General features: G+C 45.2%; 13 protein-coding genes. 4 read left to right on the forward strand and 9 right to left on the reverse strand.

From position 1 onward, the window contains the following. Positions 1–45 precede the first annotated feature (45 nt). Positions 46–2,901 (reverse strand): glycosyl hydrolase 115 family protein, encoded by a 2,856-nt coding sequence (locus tag ACFWMP_RS03870; protein WP_379422053.1) that lies wholly within the window; start codon positions 2,899–2,901, stop codon positions 46–48. Positions 2,902–3,139: 238 nt separating this feature from the next. Between ACFWMP_RS03870 and ACFWMP_RS03875 the strand changes: the two genes are divergently transcribed. Beyond that, on the forward strand, positions 3,140–4,882 hold the full coding sequence (locus ACFWMP_RS03875) for an SGNH/GDSL hydrolase family protein (RefSeq protein ID WP_379422055.1): 1,743 nt from the start codon (positions 3,140–3,142) through the stop codon (positions 4,880–4,882). A 53-nt stretch (positions 4,883–4,935) separates the two neighbouring features. On the opposite strand, the gene ACFWMP_RS03880 is transcribed toward ACFWMP_RS03875, so the two are convergent. Continuing rightward, positions 4,936–6,300: an MATE family efflux transporter gene (locus ACFWMP_RS03880; RefSeq protein WP_379422057.1), complete on the reverse strand. Its 1,365-nt coding sequence runs from the start codon at positions 6,298–6,300 to the stop codon at positions 4,936–4,938. A gap of 183 nt (positions 6,301–6,483) precedes the next feature. On the opposite strand from ACFWMP_RS03880, the gene ACFWMP_RS03885 reads away from it, so the two are divergent. Next, positions 6,484–7,365, forward strand: coding sequence for a LysR family transcriptional regulator (locus ACFWMP_RS03885; protein WP_379422060.1), 882 nt, complete (start codon positions 6,484–6,486; stop codon positions 7,363–7,365). Between the two features lie 76 nt (positions 7,366–7,441). Here ACFWMP_RS03885 and ACFWMP_RS03890 read toward each other — a convergent pair whose 3' ends face one another. Together ACFWMP_RS03890 and sbnA are read right to left on the reverse strand one after the other, a co-directional pair. Further along, a complete protein-coding gene (locus ACFWMP_RS03890; protein ID WP_379422062.1) occupies positions 7,442–8,407 on the reverse strand; it encodes a 2,3-diaminopropionate biosynthesis protein SbnB in 966 nt (321 codons plus the stop codon). Positions 8,408–8,438: 31 nt separating this feature from the next. Continuing rightward, positions 8,439–10,757, reverse strand: coding sequence for a 2,3-diaminopropionate biosynthesis protein SbnA (gene sbnA, locus ACFWMP_RS03895; protein WP_379422064.1), 2,319 nt, complete (start codon positions 10,755–10,757; stop codon positions 8,439–8,441). A 59-nt stretch (positions 10,758–10,816) separates the two neighbouring features. Between sbnA and ACFWMP_RS03900 the strand changes: the two genes are divergently transcribed. After that, positions 10,817–11,605 (forward strand): YheC/YheD family protein, encoded by a 789-nt coding sequence (locus ACFWMP_RS03900; RefSeq protein WP_339247073.1) that lies wholly within the window; start codon positions 10,817–10,819, stop codon positions 11,603–11,605. An 86-nt stretch (positions 11,606–11,691) separates the two neighbouring features. Here ACFWMP_RS03900 and cls read toward each other — a convergent pair whose 3' ends face one another. The 5 genes from cls to ACFWMP_RS03925 all read right to left on the reverse strand — a co-directional run bounded on the left by cls (position 11,692) and on the right by ACFWMP_RS03925 (position 19,499). Beyond that, positions 11,692–13,146 (reverse strand): cardiolipin synthase, encoded by a 1,455-nt coding sequence (gene cls, locus ACFWMP_RS03905; RefSeq protein ID WP_339247071.1) that lies wholly within the window; start codon positions 13,144–13,146, stop codon positions 11,692–11,694. Between the two features lie 280 nt (positions 13,147–13,426). Next, positions 13,427–15,307 carry a DUF2264 domain-containing protein gene (locus ACFWMP_RS03910; protein WP_339247068.1) on the reverse strand — a complete coding sequence of 627 codons (1,881 nt, stop codon included), beginning with the start codon at positions 15,305–15,307 and terminating at the stop codon, positions 13,427–13,429. Positions 15,308–15,315: 8 nt separating this feature from the next. After that, positions 15,316–16,452, reverse strand: a complete 1,137-nt coding sequence (locus ACFWMP_RS03915; protein ID WP_339247066.1) for a glycoside hydrolase family 88 protein — start codon at positions 16,450–16,452, stop codon at positions 15,316–15,318. A gap of 45 nt (positions 16,453–16,497) precedes the next feature. Further along, entirely contained in the window at positions 16,498–18,315 is a 1,818-nt protein-coding gene (locus ACFWMP_RS03920; RefSeq protein ID WP_379422068.1) for a heparinase II/III family protein, read from the reverse strand. Positions 18,316–18,353: 38 nt separating this feature from the next. Further along, entirely contained in the window at positions 18,354–19,499 is a 1,146-nt protein-coding gene (locus ACFWMP_RS03925; RefSeq protein WP_379422070.1) for a DUF2264 domain-containing protein, read from the reverse strand. Positions 19,500–19,688: 189 nt separating this feature from the next. On the opposite strand from ACFWMP_RS03925, the gene ACFWMP_RS03930 reads away from it, so the two are divergent. Beyond that, the gene (locus ACFWMP_RS03930; protein WP_052404241.1) at positions 19,689–20,525 is read left to right on the forward strand and encodes a helix-turn-helix domain-containing protein; all 837 of its coding nucleotides are present in this window, start codon (positions 19,689–19,691) and stop codon (positions 20,523–20,525) included. Positions 20,526–20,582: the final 57 nt, after the last annotated feature.

Genomic DNA, 20,582 nt, shown 5'->3' on the forward strand with positions numbered 1-20,582 from the left:
TGAACCATTCGGGGATTCAGCCCTTCAATTAGCTCTAACTATGAATTAGTGCGTCCCCCTAGTATAGAAGCTCTCCTCTGGGCCCAAATAGGAATACGGCAGCTCCGCAGCGGACAACACAAGCTTTTGCAGGACCAGGCCCGCATCCAATCCGTAAAAGCGGAGGGTATGGATCCCCTTCGTTAAAGCATGAATGGTGGTCACGGTATGGATATTATTCATAACCGCGCGGCACCACGGTTCATTATCATGATTGCCGCCCGCAAAATCCGTAGGTAAAGCATCCGTAATCACTGCCGTCTGTGCATCGAAGCCTACCGCATATTTTAATCCACTGAACTGTGACAGGTTGTTTGTCGGAGCAATATACGCGGTTAAGCTGTAATCTGCATTCTGCTGTACTAAAACCTGATATTCCAGATAAGGCGCATTCTCCGGCTGTTCAAAAGATACCGTATCCGGAAACATTTTAACCGAGGATAAAGAACGCCCATAGTTAGCAATGGTCTTCCATTCCACCCCTGATTGTGCAACACGACTTGAGGTATGCTCCGCTTCAATGGACACTGTATTATGCGTCTCGATAAAGGTCATCGCTGGCACATCCTGAATGTCAGAGAAGTTCACAGCTACACTAACCTTAACGGTGCCTCCGGCACCAGAGATCGTAATTTCACCCGTCGATATCTCGTGAACTTTTTCCCAATCTACAGAAACCTGTAAGGTCTCCCCAGCCTTGATCCACCCCGATGTTTTCTCAAGCTTGATCCAAGCTGCACTGCTACTTGCCTGATATTCAAAGCCCGCTTCTCCACCGTTGCTGATAGTAATGCAATAGTTTTCTTTTTGCAGATTTGTAAATACCGGAAGCTTTGCCGTCCCCGCAACATACGCTTGCTCCGTACCTTCAACATCAACAATCAATATAGAGCCTTTAGAGGGAATCAACGTGCTCACCTCTGGATATTTCCACCCCTCTGCATTCCAGTGAACATACCCGACATGAGGGGAACTCATCATTCCTTGCCATTTTCCTTCTGTAATTCCGCTATTATAAACCTGCTCCAGGTGTTTATCCCTATCGATGGCTTCATGAGTCAGGGTAGCGTAGGTATTGGCCAATACACTGCCTCGTCCAGCATATAGCTCGTTAAGTCCAGCATATATTTGCATTTTGAGCACATTGGCTGATGCAGCAGCAGGGAAATATACAAGCTGGTAGTACGCATCTTTTAATGATTCAGGAATAAGAGCATAGTATTGGTCAGCGGCATTCTCCATCCTAATCGCCTGCTTCAGCACTCTCTGTGCCTCATTGTAATGGATTGGACTGAAGGTTGACGGATAAATAATCTCTGGCTTGCGGCGGCCGTTCATTCGGGTATACTCACTCAGCAATTGCGCGATGCCCAGGCATGTCTCATGTTCCAGTGCATATCCGAACTGCTGCTCAACCCAACGATTGGTATATTCCACAGTCCGGTTAATCGCTCCAGTACCCCAAGCTTCAAAGTCATAGGCCAATTCCATAAAGTAGGAAATAGGCAATTCCATAGGCTTCAAATCCCCGACGTTCACAATCCATACATCACGGATGCCATAGTCGAATGCCATACACATTTGCTCCCAAACCTTCTCCAGCGGAATCGTGTTTAACCATTCATAGGAATGTGGACCCCCATGATAGTCAAAATGATAGTACATCCCCCACCTTGCACTTCGATCGCGTTCGTGTTCCGTTGGGATTTTGCGGAGATTGCCAAAGTTATCATCTGCCAGCAGGATCGTAACCTCATTCAGGACTTCCCAGTCCTTCAAGCCTTCAACCTCAGCAGTGCCATACCAATACTTCTCCACTTCCTTGTATACGGCTAGAATTTGGGGCGAGTGCTCAAGATTATATTTCTTTAATAATTCTTTTTGCGTAAGGATGATATCCTTCAGCAGGTCAATATTCTCCTGGTCGGAGCCCTCCAGCGCAGAATCACTTTCTCCCCGCATCCCTAGTGTGATTAAATTGTCAAAGTCCTGATTCCGTTTGATTCCATCTTCCCAGAAATCCGTAATAGCTTGTTTGTTTCGGGCAAAATCCCATAAGTTACTTGTTCCATATTGGTTGTATACCTTCTGCCATTCACTGCCTGCCCGAAATAAAGGTTCATGATGGGAGGTTCCCATTATAATGCCGTATTCCTGTGCATGCTGGGCGTTGGCGATTGGATTGCTTTTACCGTTAAGGCTGAATTCGGCACTCCACATCGCTGGCCATAAATAATTCCCCTTTAATCGAAGAATTAGTTCAAACACCTTGTCATAGAAATCTTCATTAAAATCACCAAATCTTTGAGTTACCCAAGAGCCCAAGGACGGCCAGTCGTCATTCAAAAAAATCCCTCTGTATTTAACCGAAGGTTCTTTGGAAATCCTATGTAGCTGGCTATCAGGTAAGATCAAATCTGCTTTTTTCTCTGGTATAACATCTGCCCAATATTTCCACGGACTAACGCCAATTTTTTCAGAGATAGAATAAATCCCGTACATCGTCCCGCGTTTATCGCTTCCCACAATGACGAGCGCCTTGTCCACTCCTGCTGTCGGTTCTTCAACTACCTGAATTTTATAACATTCCCTTTTCCCTTGGATGGCGGACACATCCACTGTCCCCTTCGCAATTAAACGATCAATAAGCTCATTACTTCCGATCGATCCAGCGATTACAACGGTTCCATCCAATGCCTTCAATTGTGTATGTATTTCAGGTTCAACCTCTGTTACCTGTTTAACATCTGCTGCAAAAGACTGAGCCACGCGGCGCAAACCGGCATAATCCTTCCCTTTGGGATCCACGTAAATCTTAGCAGCTTTGCCCTGCTTCACAAGGATTAATTCCTGCGTAGGCATGATTATTCTCCCCTTAAGCATCCTATTTTCGTATGACTAGGCACATTATATAAGTAAGCGATTTCAACTTCCATGTGTAAACTAGCAAGTTTTTGTAATTATTAAATGAAACTTTGTTTATTGGTTGAACAATCTAGATATTTGGTGTTACTGTTAACAGGTATTCCCTTGTAGCAGAATCATTTCTTTTGCAAGCGTATCCATAACAAGAGAACCTTATAAAGCGAGGATGATCCATATGGAAAAGAATAACGAACTCATTGCACGCGAACAGATTGAAGGTCCGAAGGCTCCAAAGGACCCGGCTGATCGTAGAAACGGCTTTTTTGTGCTGTATGAAACAGCAATTGAAGCAACAGCAAGAGCCGAAGGCAAACCGTCACAAGAAGTTTATCTGGAAGGCAGCTATCTGATCGATAAGACCAAATTTATAGGCGGCGTCACAAATAAAGCAATTCTGGAGCTTCTGGGGAGCAGTGCAGGATTTCGCAAATTAGTCCACAGTATTGGAGTATCCGTGAGAAGGACTAACGCGCAGGAAGATCCAGTCACTTTTTTATTGCAGCACTGGGGCAAAACTAGTAAATATGAAACCGGCAGTTATTTACGTGTACCCTGCCCCGCCGATGGTTCAGAGGTTATTTTGAAGTTAGCAGATAATCCGGGTTCTGAAGAAGATGATGTGCTCGGAAAATTTGCTTTTGAATTTAATCACGCAGGCGAACTGGCGATTGCGAGTGTTATTTTTTATTTGCATGACGGTTATTCTGTTCCAGAGCTAATCCTTGAACCACCAGTTGCTTTTGAATCGAATGAGTACCAAAAGATCATTACACAATCCTTGCTGCATGCTGGCAATAATAAAAGATTAAAAGCTGCCATGAATAAGGCTATAAAGGGCGAGGAAGTCACGATCGCTTATATTGGAGGTTCCATTACTCAAGGAGCCGGTGCTAAGCCGATACACACGGAATGTTATGCCTATCAGTCGTATTTAAGATTTAAAGACTTATTCGGCACAAATGGTGGCGAGAACATCCATTTTGTGAAGGCTGGGGTCGGCGGAACACCCTCCGAGCTTGGCGTCATCCGCTATGAAAGAGATATTCTTAGAGACGGTTCCGTAACACCAGATATCGTGGTAGTGGAATTTGCGGTAAACGACGAAGGGGATGAAACGAAAGGCAATTGTTTTGAAAGCTTATGCTTAAAAATACTTTCCGCCGATCATCAGCCAGCCGTAATCCTTCTGTTCAGTGTGTTTATGAATGACTGGAACCTGCAGGATCGGCTCTCCCCCATTGGCCGCCATTATAATCTTCCTATGGTTAGTGTAAAGGATGCCGTATCCGAGCAGTTCCGCCTGAGTAAAGCTGAAGGCAACATCATCTCTAAACGGCAATTTTTCTATGATATCTATCATCCGACAAATGAGGGTCACCGGGTAATGGCTGATTGTCTCGCATATTTATTCACCGAAACCCATAAATCACTAATGAATGAAGATGAGATCTTATTGGATCAACGACCGGTTATCGGGAATGATTTTACAGGAACCCTCCTGCTGGATCGAAAAAACTATATTGACGCAGGTAAGATCGAAGTAGGCGGATTTTGGGGGATAGATACCGATTTGCAGCGGGTAGAAATGGATGCTGACTCTCACGGTACTCCGGAATTCCCTCATAATTGGATGCATTCAAGGGCGTCTGGTGAAGAAAGCTTCAAGCTGACAATAACGAGTAAAAATCTCATCCTCGTATACAAGGATTCCGGCAGCAGCGAATTCGGCAAGGCGGATATCTTCGTAGACGGCAGCCTTGCAGTTACTGCTGATCCTCACGTGAACAACTGGACACATTGCAATCCGGTAATTCTATATCAAAACGAAGCTAGCAGTGAGCATCAGATAGAAATCAAAATGGTGCCCGAAGATCAGGATAAGTGTTTTACTATACTAGGCTTCGGTTATACCCTTTAATCAGTTGCACCAGTTGCAAGACAGCCCCGATGTATTCTTCATCAGGGCTGTCTTTATTGTATCGCTTGGAATTTTGTCCATTTCCCACTAATATACCGCCAAATAAACAATGCTGCTTTAATCAACCAATCACAATAGACTGCAATCCACGTTGCAAACATATCCATATGAAACCAATATACTAGTGCATAAGCGAACGCAATTCTACAACAAATCATAGTAATCATGCTTACGACCATAGGAAATTTCGCATCTCCTGCCGCCCGAAAAACACTTGGCAGTGCATTTCCAAAAGGCCATATCAGCATCATGACGATCGCATGGCTCCATACGATCATGGTTGCCCATTGCTCCGCTTCCTCTGAAAAATGATACATACGTAGTAGGCTTGGAAACAAAGCTAGACTTACAACAGAACTAACGATCTGTGCCACATAGATCATGCCAATAATCTTCCTTGTATAATACCTAGCCTGAGCATACTCGCCAGCACCCACACATCTCGAAATCACAACAGACATTCCTAATCCAATAGCCATTCCAGGTAACGCTTGCAAGGAAGCGATCGTACTGCCAACTGAATTTGCTGCAATAGCCGCTGTTCCAAATGTGGAGACTAAACTCAATATCAATAACCGTCCAATATAAAACATTCCATTTTCCATTCCATATGGTACACCAATTCTCATCATCTGCTTGATCATCTTGCCATCAAATTTATGCCGCAAGGTCTTTTTCAAAGATAAGAGATTCTTTGGATTAGATACTAGAACAAGAATACAAACTGCAGCCCCCATTCTGGAAAATAACGTTGGAATAGCGATACCTGCCGTTCCCATGTCAAGTCCATATACCATCAAGGCATTCCCTGCTATATTCACAAGGTTCACAACCAACATTATTTGCATGGGTAGTTTGGAGTTCCCCATCGTTCTGAATACGGCTGCACCTGCATTATAAAGCGCTAAAAAAGGAACTGAAACCCCAACAATTAATAAATAAGTATTCGCGTGTCCATACACTTCAGTTGTAATCGTTCCAAATAAACCATGTAAAATAAATCCTTTCAGTAAATAAATCAAAACCATAATCACTAGCCCCACACTACCAACAAACAAAACTAATTGATTCGCTGCTTCTCTAGCCTGATTCTCCCGCTTACTTCCAAGATATTGACCCACAATTACAGTACCTCCAGTAGCGAGCGCTGCAAATATACTAATCAACAGTAACATCACCATTTCTACTAAAGATACACCCGATACTGCTGACTCCCCAACAGAGGCTACCATGACAGAATTCACCAATCCCATCATAGCTTCTAATAATTGCTCTATCATTAAGGGGAGAAATAATTTCTTTAGTTGTAGATTGGAAAATAATAATGGTTTCGTGATTGCAGTTTCTAGTTTGCTCATATGTTTAACTCCATTTTGTAGTCGTTTTAAGTCACAGAACTCATACTTCCATGGTAGTTTCTAAAGCAATAAATATCTAATGCCTATGATGAATTACGTATCATGCTTAATACGTATCGTTTAATCCGGGAATTCTAGATGTTATTATTAAATGAGGTAACAACAGAGGAGGAATGAACAATCATGGATGTTCGTGTTCTCAGATATTTTTTAACAGTGGCTAAGATAGGCAATATAACAAAAGCAGCAGAAATCCTCCACATTACCCAGCCCACTCTAAGCAGACAGCTAATGGATCTGGAAGAAGAATTGGATACCCGCTTGTTTATTCGGGGAAAACGGCAGATTACTCTAACAGACAGTGGACTTCTGTTTCAACAACGAGTAAAAGAGATCGTTTCACTACTAGATAAAACAGAAAGAGATCTGGCAGAACAAAAAGATTTGCTTGGTGGAGTTGTTTCTATCGGATGTGTGGAGTCCACCGTATCCAGGGCGTTGCCGGAGTTATTAGAGGAATTTTCCAATCGACACCCTAGGGTACAATATGAATTGTATAGTGCGGATGGGGATGATATTCGGGAGAAGCTGGACCGAGGTAATATTGACATAGGTATATTATTAGAGCCCATTGAAGCCGCTAAATATGATTATATTCGCTTGCCTTATCAGGAACAGTGGGGAATTCTGATGCGACGAGATGATCTTCTCGCCCAGAAGTCTTCTATTGGTATTCAGGATATTCTTACTTTACCGCTAATCCTACCTCGACGTACCATTGTGCAAAATGAGATTGCAAGCTGGCTTGGGGTCGAGAATGAGAGTCTTCGTATCTTTGCCTCACATAATCTTTTGACAAACGCCATGCTTCTAGTAGAACGAAAGCTTGGCTATGCCATTTGTGTGAGTGGCTCATATTCTATCCGGGAAAGTGAACGTACTTGTTTTGTTCCATTTGAACCTGAACGAACTACAAGTCATGTTTTGGCTTGGAAAAAAAATAATTTATTTAGCTTAGCCACTGCACATTTTATTCAATTTATAAAGGATACCTATAGTGCATAACATACTGAATAACCCGCTTAGTAAGCGGGTTATTCAGTATGTTATATGGACAGAATTGCTCTCATTCTTGCTCTCCTTACTCCAGCTCGGTCCCTATCCCCTTTTCTCTCGCCTTGTTCACGTAATACACCGCTGTAGCGATATCAAAGACGGCCATCCCCATCGGGCAAAAGAAGATCGGTTCATCTTCGCCGAATTCAGCTAGGCTGTGGCGCAAGACAACATCGGTAATCATCTGGGTGTCAGCACGAGTGAGCCCCTGCTCCAAATGAAGCTGCTCAATATCCGTATTCTCACGGCACACTTCATCCCAATCGTCGACGATAATGGCTTTTAACGAAGCTAACGCCTCCGGCTTATAATCACGCAGTGAAACATTCAACAGAAGACTACCTTTTTCAGGATATAGATCGATATACCGATGTTCGGATACAGTACAAGTAATAAAGATATTCGAATGCTGATAAACGTCCGCCCACGTCTCAGCCACTTCCATCCTATCTCTATAGAGAGATGAGATTCCTGATAAATCTACTCCCTTGATATCGAAAATCCGGATACGTTCGACTTGATCCCCATACAGAGCCATAACCATTTGACAATGAACCTGCCCAATCGGTCCCCAACCGATAATGCCTAGATGAATCCGCTCCACTGAACGCGCCTGCAAAAAGTAACGAATCATCAGTCCGCTGATGGAAGCCGTCCTAATAATACTGGGAAGCGGAGAGTTCAAGACGGCTGAAGGCTGGCCTGTACTTGGTTCATTCAATACAATGATGCTATGCGCGCGAGGAAGATCAGCCTCAATATTATCTGGGAAGCTAGAAATCCACTTTATCCCTGCCGCGTTCACCTCTCCCCCTACGTAAGCGGGCATTGCAATAATCCGGTTTTGTGGACTCTTATACCTTAGGTAAGGCTTTATCGGCTGCACATAATCACCTGAATCGATGATACCCACAGCAGTTTCTAACGACTCCACAAGAATAGGCCAATCAACACCTACTGCCCGTATATCTCGATCATTTAAGTACAGCATACCGTCACCTCCTTATGAAACATATCGTTTCTTACATCTCAGGGAGATCACCACATTCAGCCAATAGCTCCTGACCGAATTGGTTCTGAATCCATGAGTCAGAATATACGGTATCGAGGTAACGCTCTCCCTTATCATGCAGAATGACTGCGCAGACAGCTCCCGGGGTCAATTCTGGCTCCATCTGCTTAACGGCGGCAATGATTCCCCCGGAGGATGCGCCAGCCAGGATGGATTCGTTCTGTGCCAACATCCGGCAACCTTTTACGATATCCGAATCCGAGACATGCACGATATGGTCGATTATATCTGTTCTGCAAAAAGGTGGCACGATGCCTGCACCCAGTCCCGGGAAGCGCCGTGTACTCTTATTTCCGCCAAAAACCGCACTTCCCTCTGCATCAACAGCCACGATCTTGGTCCGAAGTCCGTGATCTCTTGCGTATTCCGCAAGACCCCGTATGGTTCCGCATGTACTAACGCTGCAAAATAAATAATCCACTCGTTCAAGATCAGTCACGATTTCTTTGATTGTCGTATGGTAGTGAGCTAAATAATTATTTGCGTTCGCATACTGATTCGGCCAGTAGCTGCCCGGTATTTCCGTCAATAACTGCTGTACACGGTTCAGCCTAGCAGGAAGAAACTCCCCTGTTACGGGATCGGGATTGGCGACATAGTCGATTTTGGCATCCAACGCCTTCAGAATTTGCAGATTCGTTTCCGTGGTTCTAGGATCAATAACGCTGATAAAACGCATCCCCAAATACTTACAAATCATGGCCAAGCTTATCGCCATATTACCAGAGCTCGATTCAATGATGGTGGTTCCAGGGCCTATTGTTCCTTCCTTCCATGCCGCTTGGATCATCCGCAGGGCGGGACGATCTTTGGCGCTTCCCCCCGGGTTCATCAGCTCCATTTTTGCATAGACGTCAAACTCACTTTTATAAAACAAGCTCTTCAGCTTGATTAAGGGTGTATTTCCGATAGTCGACAAAATACCGTCAGTGAAGGCCATCTCTGCGCGATCTTTATTTTTCTGGTAATATAGCTTTTTGTTCTTAACCTTTCCGCTGTCCATCGGCTCGTCTTTGCCTACTATAATGACCTCAATATCGTCCAGCAGATGGTTTCGAATCATCATGCCGATTTCCGGAATGCATTCCCTAATTTCCTCTTTGATCTTCGGGACAATGGTGTTATCCGCAGATTTACTTTTGATATAAACGGTCAGCGCATTCTTCCTCACTTTGACCCGAATGATCGCATCTTCAAGATGTCGGTATACGACCTGTTCGATATCGTACAGGCTTATTTTCTCCCCGTGCTTCAGCTCCCGACCCACCCGTTTGACGATGGAACTAAAGCTCTGCTTCTCCACACCATCTATCATCACAGACCTAAAGTCCCTTACAACATCATAGGTAACGAAACGAATAGCTGGCAGCATTTTGCGAACCATGGAGGTAAGAACAAGAACACTTTCATCATTACTAAGCGGACTTAGTTCTTCGCCAATCTCCTGCGCCCCGACCCCTTCCGCAAAAATCCCATCAGCAAAAATATACCTGCCAAGATCATGTGAATAATAAGCAATCGTGCCTATTTCAATAGAGCCATACGTATCAATGATGTCGCGCGGTTCAAGACCGAACAGACGGGCCATATTCCGCTGCCAACCTAATGAGGCGATTTCCCCAACCAAAATAATCTTTCGGATTCCAAAAGCCCGCGGATCTCTAGTAGCATGTACGATATGATCAAGGATGGAAGGCATTGTGTAGAGTAAGTCAGGCTTGAAGGTTTGAAGCTGTTCAATATGCTGCTCGATCGGCAATTCGAAGGGAATTGAATGATGTTCCAATCCTAACCGCTCAAAAATGGACAGTGCAGTGTTCGCCGCATGCCCAGTACCCATATCCGCCAAAGCGCTAACACATCCGCTTCCCGCAATAAGATCACCGTACAGCCTCGTTTTAATATCTATATAGTGCTTATCGTCTTCCTTAGAGTAAAGTATAGCTTTTCGACGGCCAGTGCTTGTACCCGAAGTCAAATATACGGTCAAAGAAGGATCAAAAGGTTGATTATAATAATAGGTATCTAGCGTTGTCGACGTCATAAGCGGAAGCGTGTCTAAGCTATAATTCGCTCTTTCGCCGCCGATCAGCCCCTTATACCAGGGAAATGCCTCAATTACTTTAAGTAACTTATCCTGCAATTTGTCTTTGTCGAGCAGCATGATGGCCGCCTCCTGTTGACCGCAAGCTGCAGCCCATAGATAAATACCTACCATAATCATATGTAGAGTTCTTTCAGTGTGTTCTACGATTCGGTGGTTGCCCAATCAAAAGCTGAGGCATTTCCGTAATATAGCCTATGGATCTTTTGAGACGGAGGGACAAAATGATGAAGCAGATAAGTCGTATATCCAATAAGCTGACGAAGACAAGGGTGCTGGTTAGAAATCAAGAGTTAAATAAACATGTCCCGCTCACAAAAAAAATGGATAAGAACACTCTCTATGAAATGCTACAAAAATATAAGATGGTGTACATTAAGCCTTGCTGCGGATCTTTAGGACAGGGCGTGATACGGGTTGAACATACTCGTGCACAATACAGCTATCAGTCCGGTACCCACGTACACAAATTCTCTAATTACGACGCGGCATATCGGGCCCTCTTACGAGAAGCCCAAGGGAAGTCCTATTTAGTTCAAAAGGGGATCAGGCTGTTGGTGTACGATGGCCGCCCATTCGATATCCGGGTGATGGTGCAGCGAAATTCTAAAGGTGGGTGGGAAGCAACAGGGGTTGCAGGACGCGTGGCGCATCCTCGCAAAGTAGTTACAAACGGGAGTCAAGGAGGAACAATTTATCCGGTTGAGGAATTATTGAAAGCCTACACAAACACAGAGAATTGTACAATATTGATCCGATCCCTGAAGCAAATTGGAGTGAAATCCGCCAGACAGCTTAGCACTGTCTATCCCGGCCTTCAGGAAATCGGTGTAGATATTGCCTTAGATCAACGTCTCAAGCCATGGATCTTGGAAGTGAATACGGCTCCTGATCCGTGCCCGTTTACTAAGCTGAAAGACACCCGTATGATTGACCGAATTGTCAGATATGCAAAAGTATACGGTCGCACATACAATCTTAAGTGCATGAAATCAAAACAGGGTGTCGTGTGAAGCATAGTAGAATCCATGTGCCGCGGCGAACTGTGAATTTACAAGTCCACAGCTCGCTTTTTGTACGGAGTATAGGGTCTGTGTATTCAGAGGATAGACGAAAAAAGACGAGAAATCCCCTCTTTAAATTTGATTATAAGGGATCTTTCTCTATAACGCTCAGGGGTAAGCTCTGTACTTAACTGGCTATCTTCCTGAAACAATTCTTGAAGCTGTTTAGCAACTTGCTCATCATAAACAATTGCATTAACTTCGAAATTGAGTCTAAAGCTCCGGGAATCAATGTTCATTGTCCCTACGGACGCTACTTCTTCATCTACCACAATCGTCTTGGCATGCAAGAAACCATTTTCATATAACAGAATTTTCGCTCCATAATTCAATAATTCACCTGCATACGCCCAAGTTGCCCAGTATACAAAAGGGTGATCAGGCTTATTTGGAATCATAATCCGTACATCCACACCGGATAGGAGTGCAATTTTACATGCATCCATAAAACTGCTATCTGGAATGAAGTATGGCGTCTGAATATACACACTCCGTTTGGCGTTCAAGATCAGCTTAATATACATATTTTTCAGATGCTCAACTAGCGAGTTAGGACCACTAGACACAATTTGAGCGGGACTTGATCCGGCATGACCTCCAGTAGTAAAGGAAAATTGATCGAAGCTTACCTGCTCGTGTTTCCGGGCATGTTTCCAATCCAGAAGAAACCTGCCTTGAATTTGATTAACGGAACCACCCTTCATTCTAAAATGTGTATCCCGCCAATATCCAAACTTTTTATCTATCCCTAAGTATTCATTTCCCACATTAAATCCACCAATATAAGCAATTTCCCCATCGATGATACATAGTTTTCTATGATTTCGATTATTCATTCGAAAATTTATCGGTCTAAGCAGTGATGGAAAGAATACCTCTACTTCTCCACCAGCAGAAAGTAGTTCTTTAAAGAACTTAAGAGAAAGTCTCTTGGAGCCGATTTCGTCATAGAGAACCCGCACTTTTACGCCTTCTTTGGCTTTTTTAGTTAATTCATCTCTTAATTTTGTCCCTAAATCATCAGGCTGGATGATGTAATATTGAATGTTGACCTCTTTTTTGGCATTTCTAATATCATTAAATAAAGAGTCAAACTTTTGTTTACCATCGTTAAAAATAGCTATCTCGTTATCTGTTGTCATTAGCGCATTCGATGAAACAAGGTTCATATGAATTAAATCAGCATATTTCGTTAACAAAGCGTTCTGATTCTCGCGTTGATCCTTTAATGTAGCCAATTGATGATCTACAGTTGATTGTAGATATTTACTTTCTTCAGCTGAAAGGCCAAAGAAATTCTTTTTTGCTAAATTACGACCAAGAAAGAGATAAATAATAAAGCCCAAAATGGGAATGAAATAAAAAACCATAAGCCACGCCCACGTATAACCAATATCTCTCCTCTCAAAAAATAAAAAACCAGCAGAGAGCAATATGTTTATAATCATAACAAATGAAAGTATCCACGTGACCAGACTGCCGTTGTCCATAAGGAGTTCCTGCCTTTCTTATCTTTCTATAGATGTCGGTATTTCTAGTTTTGCCAAAAGTCAGTTTATTCATCGTCTGATAAATCAATACTTCTGTAAATGACTAGATAGAGTACTATAGCATAATTGTCCATCTAAGAAAACATTTGATAAAAAACTCAATAATTAAAAGATAAAATCATAAAAATCCACATAAAAACAATAGCCCTAGTGCAGTAGTTCTGCATCAGGGCTATTATTGTGACTTTTCAATTAGTGTGAGAAATATTCAACAAACTCATTATATATTAAGAACGATTTCTCTCCCAAAATGAGTGACAATGGTTAACGTTCCCTCGCTGAACTTAACTTTCAAATCTTGCTCAGGTGAATGCTTGAGGACCTCATCAGCTTGATCAGCCTGAATATCCAAAGCCCCCTCTGAGGGACAACCATAGACGGCCGAAGCGTGCCAATGAATTCCCGGCTCAAGGGTGCTCGTCAGCATCGGCAGCACCGTTCGAGGGTGAAGCAGGTTCGTATTGGCGTTCGGCCAGACCAGCTCACCCTTCCGACAACCTAGCAAATCCTTGATTGCGCTGGTTCCCCAAGCAGTGGAGGCCATCGCACCAGCCACATCGATCTTCGATATCATTTCATTCTCTTGGCCAAGTGCGAATCCACCCTCTGCGGTATCCAGCGACCGTCCAGTTTCGACTCGATGAATCCGAATATGCCAAGGAAGTCCGGCGACAACCCAAGTCTGAACCTCGACATTGGCCCACGGTTTCCAGACGGAACGTAGGACGTTGTCTATCATCTCAGACTCTATATTCTGGCGTCGTACCCGGTATAAGTTGTCTCCGCGCTCGCTCAGCGCAAGCATAGCGTCGAACGCTCCTTGGGAGAGCCCCCATTCGGAGCGGGGCACGCTGAAGCCGAAGCCTGTTGAATACACGAATTTTTCGTATTTGGCCGAGGTGTGGGTATGTTCATTCGTGTATAAATGTCCGCTGTTGAAGGCTGCCACATGACCGGAAACGGAATCGCGGACGATGACAAGATGTGCAGGCTTCTGAACCATGACAGCCGGAATGGACGGTAGCGGCAGTTCCTCTTCCTTCCAGAACGGATGATCCACCCCTAGAGCCAGCGGCAAGAAAGTCTTTAACGCCCAATACGGAGATCCGGGGGCATTGTAATTCTCCGCCATGACCAGATTCGGGTAAGTATATCCGATGGTCAGTACGCCATCGGCGTCAACAATCGGCTGGCTGAACCACCAACGCAGATTTCGCAGCACTAGACCTTTCACCACGCCTGCGGGAAATCCTTCAACATCTGCGTAGGCAACGGCGCTCCAAAATGCCGACTGGGCAAAGCGGTAAGTCAAGCTACGTCCATAAGGAAGTGCGGAACCGTCGGGTGCGAACCAGCCGATGAAATCGACAGCAAACAATCGAGCCCGTTCTTTGAACACACGGGAACGTTCAGGGTCTTCCTGTTCCATCAGCTTTGCGTACAGCAGTGCGTAGTAATGAATAGCAAAAGGTACGTAATAATCGCTGTGACCATTAATCCCGTCGCTGTACCAGCCCTCTCCCAAATAGAAATCATCCATGCGCTTTAAATTGCTCTCCAGTTGTCCTGCGTCGTAGGGACGACCGATTTTGCGGAATCCGATATTGACTAGAACGTTAAAGAACAGCCAATTGCAATCATAGCAAGGATGGGCGTTTATTTGATTCAGCCAACGGTATAATTGATCCTGCTCATTCGGAGCAAGCGGCAACCAAATCTGTTCCGGAATGGCTGCCAATGCGAAGCCGAAGACCGCCATTTCGACCAAACGCTGATCGTAGTCCTTCACCTCTCCCCAATATTCTTCATTAGAAGGATCGGTGCCATGCCGAATGCCATCCAGCACGATGTCCCAGAGTTCGCTGTCTCCACCACCAATGAGCAGGGGTACCAAACCCCACAACACCCGTGAGAAACCTTCCATTTCAGCAGTTCCTGCCGAATAGCTCGCCCCTGTTTTGCCAATTTTAAGTCGTGAGCCACCTTTGCTGTAGAACGGCCGAAGTGGATCCGTAAGCTGCTCAAGAGCGATCACCAGATCCTCACGGGTCTTTAGCGGATTATCGCCAATACGAGAAAAAGATTTCTCATTGTTCATCATAATCCCCCCTATTCCCAATAGAAGGGTCCTGCTGCTTTTAGCCGAGCCAGTGCTTCGACATAGAAAAAATCACCGTAGATAAGAGGAACATCTATATTCCGGTTCTCAGGGTAGTTACTTGTACCATGAAGCAGCAACCCTTCCTCGTCCGCATTGTCCCAACTGCCATAATTCCTGTAGAGAGATTCCACTATTCTTATAGCCCCGTTCCGGTACACATGGGACTCCGAATCATCCACCTGGTCGGCTAGCAGCAGCAATCCACTCGCTGCGCAGGAACCAGCGGAGCTATCACGTATCTCGCCGACTTCACCGGGAGCGCGGAAATCCCAATGTGGAACGTGATCATCCGGAAGTCGGGTCAAGAAGAAATGCGCTACCTGCTTGGATGCATCCAAGTAGCTTTGCTTTCCCGTATGATGATAGGCAAGCGCTAGGCCGTAAATAGCCCAAGCCGTGCCGCGTGACCAAGCCGATTCGGGCGCAAAGCCTTGCCCACCAAGCTTCTCCACCACTTCACCCGTCTCCGGGTTGAATTTGACGATGTGGTACACGGAGCCGTCCGGTCGGATAAAATGCTCCAGCACAGTATCCATATGCGCCTCTGCGATATGACGATAGCGGGGATCACTTGTTGTCTCGGAAGCCCAGAACAACAGGCTGGTGTTCATGCAGCAGTCGATAATAGCAACTCCGCTATTGTCCTCCCCTTCACTCCATGGATTCCAAGCCCGAATATAATGTCCTTTCAGATTGAAGCGGGCTGCCAGGTAGTTAGCTGCCTTTAATGCCCGAATTCGCGACGCTTCGCTACCCGTTAACTTATAATTTGCCACACTGGTAAGAATCCACATGAAGCCTAAATCGTGATCCAGCTTATCGTAGCCGTCCAGTACCTCGTCGAGTCTCTCTTCGCAGCGCTCCGCGATCATTTTAAGGCTTTCGTCCCCACTTTCAGAATAAAACTGCCAGAGCATTCCCGGCCAGAACCCTGCTGTCCACCAGTTCGGTGCTTCAAGCAAGTATTTACCACCTTGACTCGCGTGTGGAAATTCTGCACCGATCTTTCCACTGTTACATCTTGTCTTTTCAAGTGCCTTGTTCCAAGCTTCATCCAGCCAAGTTGGGTTTTCCGTTATATTCATTTCAAACACCGCCTTCTTAGAATGGTCCACTATTTCTTTCATCATTTATATAAATTGAAAGGTGAATACTAATTTTCCTTCAGAACCGGGCTTAAGAGCATGAAAGTCTAGCGTATGCCAGACCGTATCCCTGCCAAAATGATCCCGGTACTCACGTGCAGTAATCTCTGGCTCAACGATCTGAACATCATAAGTCAGTTCCACTCCGCCTACTCCAGTTCCGGGCAGCAGCACAACACCAGCACGCAGCATTTTCGGACGACGCAAGGTAACGAACCGCTCTGTCCAACTCACTGACTTACCGTTATACTGGTACTCGTCCATTAACTCCAAGCGAGGATGCTGCCCCTTGTACCAAACCATAGAGCGGATCAGGGATTGAAGCTCTTCCACTTCGTATGCCTGAGACAGCTCCAGCTTCAGTTCATCTTTTTCAACCGCAGCCGACGCGTACAGAACTGTAGCACTATGCTTCCTGCCAGCCAGTTGATACTGGCCGCCGATGATCGGAACCGAATGTCCCTGCGAGCCGTTACAATCATATTGATAACGGCCAGCCCCAAAATATTCAGCCGTATACTCTCCACAGCCGAGATCAGCTGCATAGATTTCGCCTCCACCTGACAGAATGAACTGTCCCAGATCATTATGATTATGAGGTTCAGCGTTATGCCCTCCCTTAGCCGCAAAACCGAACGAACTTCCTCCGGACTGATAACGCGAGACAAGCCATCCCGCATCAGGAAGATAATAACTGGCGGCTCCCCAATCCTGATCCTGTTTCTCATCGCCGGTCCTTCTCCAGATGAGATTTCGAAAAGCCGGAGCCCAGCGGCTGCAGTGATCCTTAGCGTAAGGAGTGCGAAGCACAGGCGGAGGACATTCTACTTCTGGATAGGTATCAGCTAAATAATGGGACAAGCCCATATGTATGTGAATTCGAGGCTCTGAGTCAGAGAAATTGGCGACAAAATTGCCACCGATGAAAATTTTCTGTTGGAACTGAGCGATACTTCGCACTTTGTCCGTTGCAAACCAGTCTACTCTTCCTTCACTTCTAACCCGGAGAAGATCGCTGTAATACGTGAAATAGCCAAATCCGTAGTTCCAGTAACTCAGACCTTCCAGGCAGGCCCCATCATCCCCGAAGCCTTCCAGATAGTAGCTCATGCTGCGCTCTGTCTTCAGCAGGATATTCGTCAGCGCAGCAGGATCATCCAATATCAATAAGGCGGCTGCCCCGATCGACCCTGCGCACACTGCTGCCCAGTTATGACGTGCAGTCTCCCATTCATAAGGACCACATTCAATAAAAGGTCGAAATATTCTCTTTTCTACTTCATGTCTGATTCGGGATCGAAGAAGCAGCGGAAGTCGTTCTCCCAGTAATAGAGAAATTTCGGCAAGGGTAAAAGCGGTCTCCGAGGAGAACAGATCAATAAACTGATCAATATTCTCTGTATTATGATCTGCAGGAAGATGGGCTGGCAGGCACCATGTGTACTCTTCGCATATAGACCATAGGATATTTTCCAGGTTCTCCAGAAGTCTGACATTATCCGGCTCAAGCAAGGTCATAAATACATATGTATTCAGCCTTCTTCTCCGTTCGAAATAGACCCGTTCATATTCCAACCTCGAACCTGTGCGCGCAAAAATTGAAAATAGCGTATCCGTCAGCTCTGATATAGACTGGCTGTCTAATCTTTGAGCCTCCTCGCGGATTTGGCTGATATCTTCCTTTAATGTCTCGGATAATAAGGCTTGTTTCCAAAAAGCATCCGACTCTCCATCAGCATAATACAAGCTCAGATCTGCTGGCTTCATTTCTTGGACAATTCCGAAAAGCTCCTGTCTGTTCATGCTTTTCCCCTCCCTTTGACCGATTAGATCAGATCCCCCTATCTACTTAAGGCATGATCTCTCATAACATCCTCTCCGGCTGCAATTCTTTGTGCTGTCCATTTCAGTTCTGTCCCTGCCCAGAAAGGATCTGAAGGAAGTAACCCCAGAGGAAGAAATACTGAAGCGCATAAATAGAGACTTCCCGTATTGATATAGCTCTCCGCAAGCTCGGGCTGGTAACCATACACCCCCGGACGTAGCCACCCGTCCTCATCCAGCGTCCCTGGAAATCCCATAGTCCGTGTGATTACAGCGGTCAAGGCGCAGCGTACCTGTGCGGGTGATAGCGCATCCTCCAGAAAATGCTGTAGCGCCGCTTGTGATAGCAGCTGAAACGCACCAAAACGGTAAACGATAGAGCGCCCGATAAACGGATACGTTCCGTCCGGCGCAATCATCCGTTCCAGAACAGTTGCGTATCTTTGTGCCCGCTCCAGAATCAATGGCCTCAATACGGAGTATTGCTCCGAGTCCCGTTCAAAAAGTGTAACCACATCCACAAGCATCGGCTGAATGACAAAGCTATTGTAATGATCCCAGTGAAAGTCCTTGCCATCCCCGTAGATACCATCGCCTTTATACCAATCCATGAACATGTGGATCGCATAACCAACACGCATCCGGTCATATTCTGAATCGCCGAGTATATACAAAGCTGCTTCAACCATTGCGCTAAACAGCAGCCAATTGCTCCCGCTGGGTGCAGTCCGGCGTGTTCGCTTCAAAGCTGTTATTAAATTACCTTTGACCCGCTCATTCAGCCGCCCGGCAAGCTGCTTCGGTGCACGCACCAACGCGTGAGCGAGGAATGCCGCATCGACCAACGGTTGGCCTTCGGACTTAAAATCCATATAGTCAGGTGATGATGGATCAACAGCAGCATCGATGCATTCCAGCATCAATATGACATAACGAGCCCTGAGCTCTTCTTCTTCACCCTCCAGCCCTTCAAGCTCTAGCCATGGGGCCATTCCACAGGCAAACCTGGCGAATGCCTCCAAATGCGCAAACTTGCTCCTGTCACTATGAAACTCGGTGGGCAGCCGTTCCTTTAATTTTCTTTGCGACAAGGCGTCAAGTACTGGGTTCCCGATCTGTAGCATCGTATCCAACCAATATTTGCGGTGTTTCGTACTATTCATACACCATCCACCCTTTCAATTGCGTCTATTCAGCAGATGCAGATCCGTCCTACTCATATTCAGACCAGCTATATACTTGGTTTATTGCGTAATCTTCTTCTATAGTTTAGTGTTGTATTATTGCAATGTCTTTGCGATTAATGATTATTTATTGCGTTTGTTGCTATTAATCTGAAAGGGTTTATCCGGATGAAACATGCCCAGTATTATCAGCCGTTCGAAGGCGACATACTGGCGGGCATCGGCAATTCACCGATCTCACCCACCAAAGATTTTCATATTCATGATCACTTTGAAATCTTCCTATTTTTAGGCGGCACGGTGAACGGATTTGTGGATCAGTACAGCTATCCGCTTCAACGTGGCAATGTGCTCTTATTCAACAATCACGAGATTCATAAAATCATTAATCTATCTCCGGAGCCTTACGAACGATTAACAATTCATTTCAAAGCTCCACTTGTATATCCCTTCTGCACCGCAACCACAAATCTGCTCGCCTGTTTCCAGAACCGTCAGCCCGGAGAGCAGAATCTCGCTCAAATGGATGAAACACTGCTTGCAGAGTACATGACCCTTGCTTATCGCCTGATTGCAATTTTGGAGAATCCTCAATACGGCAGTGAGGTTCTGGCTTTAACTTATCTGATCCAGATTCTGGTCCTCATTAATGAGCTATATAGCCGTACTAGTTCCACCATACCCAGTATTATTTCATCGCATATTCAATCGGCCATGCGCTATATCGATAACCATCTGCATCTGAATCTGTCGCTAGAGCAGATCGCTGGTGAATTAAACATCGATAAATATTATCTTAGTCACCTGTTCAAGCAGCAGACAGGAGGAACGATCTACCGGTACGTCCTGCTTAAAAAAATCGCTTTATCCAAACAGCTCCTATCCTCCGGAAACTCCGTATCCGAAACCTGTTATCTATCCGGCTTCAATGACTATGCCAATTTCATACGTACTTTCAAGAACATCACGGGCATTCCACCTGGAAAATACGGCAAAAAAAGCTGACATTGCCACTTATCGACGCCTCGCAATTGTATAAACCCTTCTTTGAACTTATAAAAA

Source organism: Paenibacillus sp. NPDC058367, from assembly GCF_042723305.1.
Lineage (GTDB): Bacteria > Bacillota > Bacilli > Paenibacillales > Paenibacillaceae > Paenibacillus_AQ.